Origin of the sequence: Pseudomonas frederiksbergensis, assembly GCF_003732665.1 — a bacterium.
Lineage (GTDB): Bacteria > Pseudomonadota > Gammaproteobacteria > Pseudomonadales > Pseudomonadaceae > Aquipseudomonas > Aquipseudomonas frederiksbergensis_G.
This window is the reverse complement of sequence record NZ_MOBP01000025.1, coordinates 24,543-36,712: the sequence shown is the minus strand read 5'-3', so window position 1 is coordinate 36,712 and position 12,170 is coordinate 24,543. Positions and strand designations below refer to the sequence as shown.

Below are 12,170 nucleotides of genomic sequence, written 5' to 3'. Positions count from 1 at the left end.
ACAAGAATAAGAATAGGGAGTGACAGCGTTATGAACAGCTTGCGCAGTGTGTCGATCAGCCGACGCTTGTGGCTCATCTTGGTCGTGGCCATCGTGATGTTATTGACGTTGGGCCTGCTGATGCTCAAACAGATCCACGACGACCTGTATCACGCCAAGGCGCAGAAAACCCAGCATGTGGTGCAGACGGCCAGTGGCATTCTCAACTACTACCATGACCTGGAAACCGCCGGCACCCTCACCCGTGAGGCGGCGCAGAAACAGGCGCTGACCGTGGTTCGCGGCCTGCGCTATGACCAGAACGACTACTTCTGGATCAACGACCTGACGCCGGTGATGATCATGCACCCGGCCAACCCGAAACTCGAAGGCCAGAACCTCTCGGCGATCCGCGACCCGGATGGCTTTGCCGTGTTCAACGAGATGGTCGCCATCGCCAAGGCCAAGGGCGCCGGCATGGTCGATTACCGTTGGCCGAAACCGGGCGCCAGTGCGCCGGTGGAAAAAACCTCCTACGTCAAACTGTTCGAGCCTTGGGGCTGGATCATCGGTTCGGGCGTGTACGTCGATGACCTGCAAGCCGAATTCTACGGCCAGGTCTGGAAAGCCTCGTTTATCGGCATGGCGATTACCCTGATCATGGCGTTGCTGGTGATCATGATTGCCCGCAGCATCGTGCGGCCGCTGCAGGAAACCGTGAACGCCATGGCCAACATCGCCAGCGGCGAAAGCGACCTGACCCGCAGCCTCGACACCCACGGTCAGGACGAAGTCACGCAACTGGCGCACCACTTCAACGCCTTTACCGCCAAGCTGCGCCAGGTGATCAGCCAATTGCAGGTGTCTGCAAGCGCCCTGGGCCAGTCGTCCAGTGAACTGGGCAACGATGCCGCACAGGCGCAGCAACGTAGTCAGCAGCAATCCCAGCAAATGGAACTGGTGGCCACGGCCATCAACCAGGTGACTTACGGCGTGCATGACGTGGCCAAGAATGCCGAGCAGGCCGCCAGCGAAATGCGCGACGCCGAGACCCAGGCCCAGCAAGGCCAGGTCAATATCGATGGCAGCTTGCAGCAGATCGATAAACTCTCCGGCACCATCGATCAAGCCGTCGAAGTGATTCGTACCCTGGCCGCCGAAAGTACCCAGATCGGCAGCGTGCTGGAGGTCATCCGCTCGATTGCCGAGCAAACCAACCTGTTGGCCCTCAACGCCGCCATTGAAGCGGCCCGTGCCGGCGAGCAAGGGCGTGGGTTTGCAGTGGTGGCCGATGAAGTACGCCTGCTGGCCCAGCGTACCCAGAAGTCCACGGCGGAAATCCAGGCCATGATCGAACGCCTGCAAAACCACTCCGAGGCGGCGGTCAAGGTGATCGGCGACAGTAGCCGCGCATCGCAACTGACCATCGAACAGGCGGGCCTGGCCGGCGCAAGCCTGAGCGCCATCGGCCAGGCGTTGCGCAACCTCAACGGGTTGAACGCCTCTATCGCCAGCGCCACCCTGCAACAGGCCCATGTGGTGGAAGACATCAACCAGAACGTCACCCAGGCGGCCGGGTTGTCCCACAGCACCGCGCTGGCGGCGGAGCAGTCGAGCCTGGCCAGTGTTCACCTCAAGGAATTGAGTGAGCAGTTGAACGGGCTCCTGAAGCAATTCCGCGTCTGACACTCAACCCTGTGGGAGCGGGCTTGCTCGCGAATACGGTCGATCATTCAACATTGATGTTGACGGTCACACCGCCTTCGCGAGCAAGCCCGCTCCCACAGTTCTGTGCGTTGCCTGACAGAGTTGAGCGAGCCCACACAGGCCAATCTGGGTACAATCGCCCCCCTCTTCGACTTCCCCAAGGAACCGCCATGTCCGGGCTTGAACTGTTTGCCGCCGCCCTCGGCGTGATCGCCGTCTGGCTGACGGTCAAACAGAATCCCTGGTGCTGGCCCATCGGGCTGGTAATGGTATTGCTCTACAGCTGGATCTTCTTCGAGGTGAAGTTGTATTCGGACATGCTGTTGCAAGTGATCTACGCCGCATTGCAAGTCTATGGCTGGTGGCAATGGACCCGCGCCGGCGATGCCCATGATGGCCGGCAAGTGAGTGCGCTGGATGGCCGTTCGATCATGCTCGGGCTGGCCGTGGGCGCCATCGGCAGTCTGCTGCTGGGCGCGGCGATGGCTCACTGGACCGACGCCGCGCAACCCTGGCTCGACGCCGCGCTGACCGGTTTCAGCCTGGTCGCGCAGTTATGGATGGCGCAGAAACGCGTGCAATGCTGGCCCTTGTGGATCGTCCTGGATGTGATCTTTGTCAGCCTGTTCATCTATAAAGGCCTGTACCTGACCGCGACCCTCTACGGCTTGTTCACCCTGATTGCCGTGCAAGGCTGGCGTGAATGGCGTGCCGATCCGGCGCTGCACGCATGAAAGTACTGGTACTCACCGGCCCGGAATCCAGCGGCAAAAGCTGGCTTTCAAGCGAGATTCAAGCCCATTTTGGCGGCCTGTTGGTCGGTGAGTACGTTCGGCATTTCATCGACATTGAAGCCCGCGAAACCCGCTACGACGACATCACCCCAATAGCCCAGGGCCAACTGAGCTGGGAGGATGAAGCACGCGCCCGGCAACCGTCCCTGTTGATTCTTGATACGCACCTTTTGAGCAACATCCTGTGGAGTCGCACGTTATTTGGCGCTTGCCCGTCGTGGATCGATCAAGCCTTGCTGGCACGCCACTATGATCTGCATTTGTTGCTGAGCCCTGAAACCGTGGCCTGGCATGACGACGGGCAACGTTGCCAACCGCAACTGGCAGAACGCCAGGCGTTTTTCCAAGCCAGCCAACAATGGCTGGACCTGCACCGCCAGCCTTACCAGGTACTGCAAGGTGACTGGAAACAACGCAAGGACGCGGCATTCGAGGCCGTGACGCGCTTGCTCAAGGCCTGACGGGGTATTGCGCCCCGTCGCACCTGTCCATTTCTGAAACACCCATCCCTGCGCAAACCCCTGAGCTAAAGCGGCCCGGACTCGCCAGCAAAAAAGTGTTAAGCCACTGATACAACCTGCCTTGGGGGCGCTTAGCAAGCAAGGCCGCCCGCATGGGAAGGCGTTTTCCCATGCCTCTGTCTCAGCGGCGTTACAACGCTGTGTTGGCCACCCCGGCAATAAAAGCCAACCCTCTGTTTTTAAAAGAAAAGCCAAAAGCGGCACACCTTCTGCTCTCTACCTCGCAACGCTGATAAGGGCCAGCGTTCCATTTACAGAAGGAATTGCCGCCGTGGGGAAATTTGATAGAAGCATCTACCGCCTCCTGCTGATCGGATGCGCATTAGGCTCAAGTTTCTGCCTGCCTGCTCAGGCTGACAACGGCATCATTACGATCAAACGTGATGTCCAGACCCGCAACGCCGTGGTTCCTCCGCTGATCCCCGACCCTCACCCGACCACCGTCAATGCCAACCCGTCGCAACATATCCTCAATCAAACGAACGAGTTGAGCGACGGCGACTTTGCCGGTGTCGCCAGTGGTGCAGGCATCAGCAACCTGGTCACTCAAAACACCAACAACCTGGGCGGCAATATCAGCAACCAGACCCAACTTTCCAACCTGCCCGGCGGGCGTTCAGGCAATTCGGGCAGCGGCATCGCCAACATGGTCAATTCGAACGTCCAGCAAGGCCTGGGTGCTCTGAAAATCATAACGGGAGACCGTTAGCATGAATCGCTCTCTGCTGATTATCGCCATGTTTTGCAGTGCATCGTCCTTCGCCCAGTCTCCCGTCATCGATAACGCCGACATCGACAGTTCGGGCGCGCAGTACCAGGGCAATCTCGGGGTCAACCAGGCCGCCGGCGATCAGCAACAACAGGTCAACGCCCGGGCCATCGCGATTGGCACCAACGCCAATGCATCCACACAGATTCGCCAACGGCTGCATTCACCCGCAGACCCCAGAATCGACGCCAGCTCCAGCATTCAAGGTAACGCCTTCAGCAACGGTAACGGCGTGCTGGGCGTCAACCAGAGCGCGGGCGGCAACAACCAGCAGGCCAATGCCCTGCGGATAAGCATCAGCACACAGCCGCAAAGTATCGACGACAGCGTCCTCCTGCAACAGAACGTGGCGCTGCTCAACAACTCCGATCCAACTGACTCCGCACCAGGCTATCGCCGGGTCGCTACCAGCGATCAGGCCTTCACCGGTAGCCGTGGAGTAATTCAGTTGAATCAGAGCGCCGGGGTGGGAAACCGAACGGCCAACACCGTGAGCGTACGGGTCGCGGATTGACCCAAAACAGGTAAAAAAAACAACACTTAACCTAAAATCAGTACGGAGAATCACCATGAAACCTTCGATGGCAATCAAGCCTCTGGTTTTCGCAATTGCTGCGGTCATGGCTGTTGCTGTACAAGCTGGGCAGCGTGATGACGATCACAATGGTCACCACAACGGCCATAACAATAACAACGGTCAGCACACCCCTCCTCCAACCAGAATCCCTGTCTACGCCACAGCGAATGCATGGGATACCCAAAGCAGTACCGATAACCGCATTGGCAACGCCGGGACCGTCAACAGTGCCGAGATGAACAACTCCGCCACAGGCACCAGCGGCAACGTCGGCGTCAACGTGGCTGGCGGCGACGGCAACCAACAAGACAACGCGGCCGCTATTGCAAACGCCGCAGCTGCCGCTCCTGATAATGCGTTTGTGTTCGGCACCGCCAGTGCCACGGCTTCCGTCACCCAAACCAGCCGCAACAACCGGGTCGACAACTACGGCAGCCAAGCTACTGCGTCTATGAGCGGTTCGGCTAATGGCGGCAGCGGCAACATGGGTGTCAACGTTGCGGCCGGCGACCTCAACCAACAGAAAAACACCATGGCCATTGCTAACACCAATGCTCCACTGGGTAACGCAACAGCCACCGCCTCTGCCTCTCAAACGGGTCCTGGCCTGACTGTGAATAACAACGCCGATCGTACCTATCGCGTGGATACGCTGACCTTTACCACCTCGGCCAGCGGCAGTACCAACTACGCCAAGGCCAGTGCAGCGAACGGCAGTAAAAGCTCTTCATCGAGCTTTGACGTGAGCGGTTCGAAAAGCTTCGATGCCAGTGGCTCAAAAAGCTACGAGAAGAGCAGCTCTTCTAGCTCTAATTTGAATGCTTCGTTGAACGCTACGCTGGATGCTTCGGCTGCGGCTGCTCAAAATGCTGCCTGGGATAATGGCTATCACCATTCGGGTAGCAGCAGTTCGTCTTCCGCCGCTGCTCTGAACGCATCGCTTGATGCAACGCTGGACGTGTCGGTCGATAAATCGCACAACAGTTCGGGCAGTTCTTCGTTCGATAAGTCGTTCGACTCCTCGTTCGAAAAATCCGGCAGCAAATCCCACCAGTCCGAGTATGACAAGTCCAAAGCCTACGCTGAGAGCAGTTCATTTGATCTGAGCAACACCGTTTCCTATCAAGTGCTGACTCCAACCGGCTGGGCCAACCCTGTGACCAACACTGCAACCCTGAGCGGTTCGGTGAATGGCGGCAGCGGCAACCTGGGCGTCAACGTGGCTGCTGGTGTGGGCAACCAACAAAGCAACTCGCTGGCCATTTCCAACAACTCGTTCTGATGCTGTCTCTAGAGGCCCCCTTACGGGGGCCTTTTTCAGCAACAACCAGAAGGCGTCCTACCATGCGCATTATCGCCTTGGCATTTTTGCTTTGCGTGGCCAGTGTGATCGAGGCTGCACAATTGCCGCTTTCCGTCCTGCCGGGCGGCGCGGTGGTGTACAAGCCGATCCAGAGCATACGCGAGCGTAAATTTGCTGATCTGGTGCAACAGAAAACCGACTTCAGTTGTGGCGCCGCTGCGCTGGCAACCATCTTGCGCCAGGCCTATTGGCTGGACGTGAGTGAGAATCAGATCATTGAAGGCATGCTGGCCCACTCGGATCAAAATCTTGTCCGCGTCCAGGGCTTTTCCATGCTCGACATGAAGCACTACGTGGAAAGTATCGGCATGCGCGCCCGGGGCTACCGGGTAGCCACAGAAACGCTGAAAGAAGTCAAAATCCCAGTGGTGGTACTCATGGATATCCGTGGCTACAAGCATTTTGTAGTCCTGCAAAGAGTGCAAAAGGACTGGGTCTATATCGGCGATCCGGTACTCGGACATAAACGCTACAAAGTCGAAGATTTTGTCAAAGGCTGGAACGGCATCATCTTTGCCGTCATAGGCCAGGGCTACGACAAAACCAATGCGTTGCTCGACCCACCCCTGCCACTAACGGCCAAAAGCCGTGTCAACGCATTCAGCCCGGTGCAAGACGCAGAGTTGATGGATTTCGGATTCATCCAAAGCGACTTCTTCTAATGATAAGGAGCACGAAGCTCCGGGAGCATCCAATGAAGACTCCAATCTGGCTGGCCCTGGTTTGTCTGGCCGCCAGCCTTCCCACCCAGGCACAAACGTTCAAACCCATCGAACTGAAGGATCAGGAATTGGCAACCCTGCGAGGCCGATTTGTCATGCCGGGACGGATCGTCAGTTTCGGCATTGTCATGACCACCACTTGGCAAAATGCCAACGGTGCACTGATCGGTGCGACCTCCGCGATGAAAGTCCAGCAATCGACCGTCAAACCTGAGTTCTATGTGTCGATGATTGACGAAAAACCCGGTAGCTCCACGAGCTCGCAAGGCTCCGGCGCAAACACAAACATAGGCACCGTCACGGGCGGCAACGGCCTCAACAGCACCGAAGGCGTCACGCAAGTCGTGCGCGCTGCCGGCGACAACAACATCGCCTACAACAACGTTGATATCAACGTCGCGAAGGCGAGCCAGGTCGATCAGGCCCCTGCAACGCAACCGCAAGGCCAGGTATTGGCCGCAGGTTCGACGGTGGTCGGCTCCAACGACGCAGGTTCGCTCAGCGTTTCCTCAAGCGGTACGGGTGTGCAACTCAATATCGTGGCAAACAACAACCAGGGCGCCACCATGCAACGCCTGGCCCAGGGTGGACTGATGCAGAACACGACTTTGCTTGGCAGTAGCAACCAGGTCCGCAACCTCACGTCCCTCAATGTCGTACTGCGTGACAACGTACCGACAGCCGGGGCAGTAAGCGGCAATCTGGACCAGCTCAAAGGCCTTCGCACTATCGGATTCTGATCTACGCTCTGTCTCATCGGATTTAATCAGAAGGGACGGCTTACCCATGCACCGATCGTTAACGTTCAGAGCTATCGTCTGTTTGAGTAGCCTGAGCCCGGCCACACTGCTCTACGCAGCGCCGGACCCCCAGGTCGAACAATTAAAACAAGAACTCATGGAGTTGAAACAACGTTACGAAGCACAACAGAACGCGCTGATGGTGCTTGAACAACGCGTTCGCCAGGTCGAAGAAACACCCGCAACACCGGCGCCCAAACGTCTGACCAAATCCCCCGCCGAGCCGGCCAGGGGTGGTCAGACGGTGGCCACCGGCGCGCCGGGCACCTCAGGCAGTTCCTATGGGCAATCGCTCAAGGATGATTCGGAGCCTGCGCAAAGCGTGTCCAACCTGTATGACGAAGCCAGCGGCTTCTTCGGTGGCGGCAAGTTCAGCCTCGAAACCGGCGTGACCTACACGCACTACGATACCCGGGCATTGACGCTCAACGGCTTCCTGGCACTGGACTCGATTTTTCTCGGCAACATCAACCTCGACCGTATCAAGGCCGACAACTGGACCCTGGACCTGACCGCCCGTTACAACGTGGCGCAGCGCTGGCAATTCGACATTAACGTCCCGATCGTTTATCGCGAATCCACGTATTCCTCCGGAGGCGCTGGTGGCGCAGGCCCGGTGACGTCGGACGCAACCGTAACCCGGGACCCGACCATCGGCGATGTTAACGTCGGCGTGGCTTACAAGTTTCTGGATGAGTCGGCCAACTGGCCCGACGCGGTCGCGACGTTGCGCGTCAAGGCACCGACCGGCAAGGACCCTTACGGCATCAAGCTGGTCAGTGACCCGACCAACGATAACCTCTCGGTCCCAGAGGATTTGCCTACGGGCAATGGTGTCTGGGCGATTACCCCGGGGCTCTCGCTGGTCAAGACCTTCGACCCTGCCGTGCTGTTCGGCACGCTGTCCTACACCTACAACATGCAGGACTCTTTCAGCGATATCAGCCCGCAGGTCGGCTCCAAGGTCAAGGGAGACGTGAAACTGGGTGATTCCTGGCAGGTCGGCGCCGGCATTGCGTTCGCCTTGAACGAGAAGATGAGTATGTCGTTCTCGTTCACCGATCAGTTCGCCCGCAAAAGCAAAATCAAGCCGGACGGTGGTGATTGGCAATCGATTTCCAACAGCGATTACAACGCCGCCAACTTCAACATCGGCATGACCCTGGCCGCCACCGATAACCTGACAATCGTGCCTAACCTGTCAATCGGCTTGACCGAGGACTCGCCGGACTTTTCCTTCAGCCTGAAATTCCCGTACTACTTCTGATCCACAACGGCAAAGCCCCGCCGGGACTTCAATCCCGGCGGGGCTTTTTTTTGTCTTGCTAACGGATCTGATGTTTGTGCAACAAACGGTAGAAGGTAGGCCTGGAGATCCCCAGCACTTTGGCGGCGATGCTCAAATTGTCACTGTGGCGGTTAAGCACATCGCACAAGGCCTGGCGTTCAGCGCGGGTTTTGTAGTCTTCCAGCGTACCCATTGGCGCGGCAATGGTCTGCTGGCTGATCAGGCCCAGGTCCCGCGCTTCAATCTGCCGGCCTTCGGCCAGTACCAAGCCGCGACGTACCCGGTTGGCCAGCTCGCGCACATTGCCCGGCCAGTCGTGCTTGCCCATGGCGATCAGCGCGTCCTCGCTGAAACTGCGCGGGCGGCGACCGGTTTCATGGCTATAGAAATGGGCAAAGTGGTTGGCCAACATCGACAGGTCGCCGTGGCGCTCGCGCAGTGGCGCGGTGACCACTTGCAGCACGTTGAGGCGGTAGTACAAATCTTCGCGAAAGCGTTTCTTCTCGATGGCCGCCTCAAGGTCAACGTGAGTCGCCGCCAATACCCGCACATCCACCGGAATCTGCTGGCTGCCGCCCACATGCTCGATGTGTTTTTCCTGCAGGAAGCGCAGCAGATTGGCCTGCAATTCCAGTGGCAGATCACCGATTTCATCGAGAAACAATGTGCCGCCGTTCGCCGCTTCGATCCGCCCGATCTTGCGCTGGTGCGCGCCGGTAAACGCGCCTTTCTCGTGGCCAAACAGTTCGGACTGGATCAGGTGTTCGGGAATGGCGCCGCAGTTGATCGCCACAAACGGCTTGCTGTGACGCTGGGATTGTCGATGCAGGGTGCGGGCGACCAGCTCCTTGCCGGTGCCGCTTTCGCCGCGGATCAATACGGGGGACTCGGTGGGCGCCAATTTGCTCAACAACTTGCGCAGTTCGCGGATCGGCTTGCTGTCACCGAGCAACTCGTGTTCTGGCTGATCGATATGAACCGTGCCCTGCCCGCGCAACCGCGCCATGCCGAACGCTCGTCCCAGGGTCACCTGGACCCGGGACACATCGAACGGCAAGGTGTGGAAGTCGAAAAACCATTCGCACACAAAGTCCCCGACGTTCTGCAACCGCAGGACTTCCTGGTTGAGTACGGCGATCCATTCCGTGCCGCTGCGGCTGATCAGCTCCTTGACGGCTTCCGGACGTTCGAGGTGGAACGGCTGCAATCGCAAGAGGCCGACATCGCACGTGCGGTCGGCGGCGTTTTCCAGCGTACAGCTGTCGACATCCCAACCCACAGAGCGCAAGCCCGGCAAAAGACGATGGCAATCGTCGCAAGGGTCAACCACTAACAGACGTCGTAAGGCAGGCGCTTCGATCATGACTGTTCCTTGGCGCCAAATTTAAGGAAATATTATTAAAAACAGTCATTTGGCGGACCTGGCTGTAACATTAGCAAGAATTTGACAGGGCCTTGTATCAATTGATTATAGGAGTTGTAACTGGTTAGTTATAAGAAGGAACTTTGTTAGTTACCTAACGACCTGAACCTTTCATTCAGCTTTCAAAAAAAGCCTGAATATTGAGTATATGAAAGAAAGTTGAATTTTCTTTGGATTGTGTGTGACCCGAGCCCCTATTGAGGGCATCAGTACAAGTAACCAGCCGAACGGTAAGCCCAACCGACGGCACATCACTTGATTGGGCATACAGAGAGAAGATCCCATGACCGCCCCGCTCCGTATCAACGAAGCTCTTTTGATTGCCAAACTCGCGTTCGAACCATTTGAATGCGTGGCCTGGGCTCCACAAGACGGCAACGGCGAACTCAGCCTGAGCGTTGTCGACCGCACTAAAAACCGCGTTAGCCACGCCCAGATCCCAAGCAGCGCCTATTCCGATCCGGTGCAACTTGAACATCTGCTGGAACAGGCACGTAAAGAGCTGAGCCAGGAAGGTTACACACTTCAGTCCTGGTCCATGCCGCACTAATTATTGCGTCGGATATATTCCCGGCAGGAGCAAAGCTTGCTCGCGATGGCGCCCTAAAAATCGCCATCGCGAGCAAGCTTTGCTCCTACTGTTGCTGTTAGCTCAATACAACTGGTTCCAAAAGACACTGTTCTGGCACACAGCGTCGCACCACCTGTTAGTTATGACAGTTGTGCGCCCAGGCATTCAGGGATTGAATGTTTCGCACGCGCAGTCACCCTCCCCGGCTACCGGGATCAGGTCGACTGGCAAGGAGATGCGTGCATGCCAACCCCGTCTGCTTTCGCCTGCCCTGCAACCCGGCATCAAGCCGGGCACCTCGATCCGGAATTTGCCGCGGGCGGCAAAACCCAAGTGTATTTCGCCGGCAGTTCCTCCAGCATGGCCAACGGTGTCGCCCTCGACGCGCAAGGCCGTGTGCTGGTCGCGGCCAAGATCGGCACCCCTGGCGGCAGCCGCTTCGGCCTGGCCCGGCTATTGGAGGATGGCTCGGCAGACCTGTCCTTTGGCAATCAGGGCAGCCTGCTCGGCCAGTTCACCCTGGGTTTCGAGGCCATGGGCAGCGAGGTCCACGTCCTCCCCGGCGGCTCGATCCTGCTGGCCGGCCTGCATTACGAAAACGCTCACCGCACCTTGCCAGCCTTGGCCATGTTCGACGCCCATGGCCACCCGGTTCGAGACTTTGGCGACAATGGCCGACTGATCGTGCGCCTGCCCGGTGATCTATCCATGGGCCTGCGCGATGACTGGCTGCCACCGGGCGTTCCCGGGGCCGAAGCCTGTGCGATCCGTGTGCAGGAGGATGGTCGAATCCTGCTGGTGGCCAATCATCATTTCGAATTGGCCGATCACGTCGGGCTGCTGATCCGTCTCAATGCCGACGGCACCCTGGACCGTGAATTCAATGGCCGTGGTTTCGTGTTGGTCAGGCATTTGCTGATGAACTCCTGGCTCAGCAGCCTGATGGTGCAACGGGACGGGCGAATCGTGACGGGAGGCTCGATCAATTTCCCCGAGGAAGGCCTGCTGGCGCGCTATCACGCTGATGGCCGGCTGGACGAAAGCTTCGCCGTGGACGGTTTCATGACCTTCAAAACCCAGGGCCGCAGCGCCCAGATCAGCGAGATCGTCCAGCAGGACAATGACGACTTGCACTGCTTTGGCAGCAGCCGCGACCCGATGCACTGTCTGTCCCTGAAACTGCACAGCAATGGCCGCCCCGATAGACATTGCAACGGCGGTCAACCGCAACGCCTGGAAATTGGCCACAGCGGCAGCCAATGGACCGCCGCGCAGATCCAGCCGGACGGCAGCGTACTGGCGGTCGGCGCGACCATCGGCGGTGTTGAAGCGGATTTTATTGTCGCGCGCTATCTGCCCCAGGGGCAGCTGGATCGCAGCTTTGCCAATGGCATCGGCTGGGTTCGCACGCGGCTGGGGCGCAGCCTCGACACCGCCACCTCCCTGGCAGTGCAGGATGATGGCCGGATCATCGTCGGCGGCTACTCGCTGGACGGCAATTATCGGGCGGTGGTGGCGCGTTACCTGGGTTAGTCAATGGCCCAAACCACTGGCTGTAAACACCGGCCAAAAATGTGGGAGCGGGCTTGCTCGCGAAGAGGCCGTGTCAGGCAACGCATAGATTGAATGACACACCGCCTTCGCGAGCAAGCCCGC

12 protein-coding genes are annotated in these 12,170 nt (G+C 58.4%); 11 read left to right on the top strand and 1 reads right to left on the bottom strand.

Features of this window, described 5'->3' with window-relative positions:
* The first annotated feature begins 30 nt into the window (after positions 1-30).
* The 9 genes from BK665_RS31920 (at position 31) to fapF (ending at position 8,499) form a co-directional block, all read left to right on the top strand.
* Positions 31-1,665 carry a methyl-accepting chemotaxis protein gene (locus BK665_RS31920; RefSeq protein WP_123410448.1) on the top strand — a complete coding sequence of 545 codons (1,635 nt, stop codon included), beginning with the start codon at positions 31-33 and terminating at the stop codon, positions 1,663-1,665.
* 191 nt (positions 1,666-1,856) lie between these two features.
* The gene (gene pnuC, locus BK665_RS31915; protein ID WP_123410447.1) at positions 1,857-2,420 is read left to right on the top strand and encodes a nicotinamide riboside transporter PnuC; all 564 of its coding nucleotides are present in this window, start codon (positions 1,857-1,859) and stop codon (positions 2,418-2,420) included.
* Positions 2,417-2,941 carry an AAA family ATPase gene (locus BK665_RS31910; protein ID WP_123410446.1) on the top strand — a complete coding sequence of 175 codons (525 nt, stop codon included), beginning with the start codon at positions 2,417-2,419 and terminating at the stop codon, positions 2,939-2,941. The genes pnuC and BK665_RS31910 overlap by 4 nt, the downstream gene beginning before the upstream one ends.
* Before the next feature lie 331 nt (positions 2,942-3,272).
* A complete protein-coding gene (fapA, locus tag BK665_RS31905; RefSeq protein ID WP_123410445.1) occupies positions 3,273-3,710 on the top strand; it encodes a functional amyloid chaperone FapA in 438 nt (145 codons plus the stop codon).
* 1 nt (position 3,711) lies between these two features.
* A complete protein-coding gene (gene fapB, locus BK665_RS31900; protein ID WP_123410444.1) occupies positions 3,712-4,284 on the top strand; it encodes a fibril amyloid subunit FapB in 573 nt (190 codons plus the stop codon).
* Positions 4,285-4,339: 55 nt separating this feature from the next.
* A complete protein-coding gene (gene fapC / locus BK665_RS31895; protein WP_123410443.1) occupies positions 4,340-5,629 on the top strand; it encodes an amyloid-like fimbrin subunit FapC in 1,290 nt (429 codons plus the stop codon).
* Positions 5,630-5,691: 62 nt separating this feature from the next.
* Positions 5,692-6,372, top strand: coding sequence for a fibril amyloid maturation endopeptidase FapD (gene fapD / locus BK665_RS31890; protein WP_123410442.1), 681 nt, complete (start codon positions 5,692-5,694; stop codon positions 6,370-6,372).
* Between the two features lie 32 nt (positions 6,373-6,404).
* A complete protein-coding gene (fapE, locus tag BK665_RS31885; RefSeq protein WP_123410441.1) occupies positions 6,405-7,172 on the top strand; it encodes a fibril amyloid subunit FapE in 768 nt (255 codons plus the stop codon).
* Positions 7,173-7,218: 46 nt separating this feature from the next.
* The gene (gene fapF, locus BK665_RS31880; protein WP_123410440.1) at positions 7,219-8,499 is read left to right on the top strand and encodes a fibril amyloid transporter FapF; all 1,281 of its coding nucleotides are present in this window, start codon (positions 7,219-7,221) and stop codon (positions 8,497-8,499) included.
* Between the two features lie 58 nt (positions 8,500-8,557).
* Here fapF and BK665_RS31875 read toward each other — a convergent pair whose 3' ends face one another.
* Positions 8,558-9,883, bottom strand: coding sequence for a sigma-54 dependent transcriptional regulator (locus BK665_RS31875; RefSeq protein WP_123410439.1), 1,326 nt, complete (start codon positions 9,881-9,883; stop codon positions 8,558-8,560).
* A gap of 343 nt (positions 9,884-10,226) precedes the next feature.
* Between BK665_RS31875 and BK665_RS31870 the strand changes: the two genes are divergently transcribed.
* Together BK665_RS31870 and BK665_RS31865 are read left to right on the top strand one after the other, a co-directional pair.
* Positions 10,227-10,493 (top strand): hypothetical protein, encoded by a 267-nt coding sequence (locus tag BK665_RS31870; protein WP_123410438.1) that lies wholly within the window; start codon positions 10,227-10,229, stop codon positions 10,491-10,493.
* A gap of 264 nt (positions 10,494-10,757) precedes the next feature.
* Positions 10,758-12,047, top strand: coding sequence for an NHL repeat-containing protein (locus BK665_RS31865; RefSeq protein ID WP_123410437.1), 1,290 nt, complete (start codon positions 10,758-10,760; stop codon positions 12,045-12,047).
* Positions 12,048-12,170 lie beyond the last annotated feature (123 nt).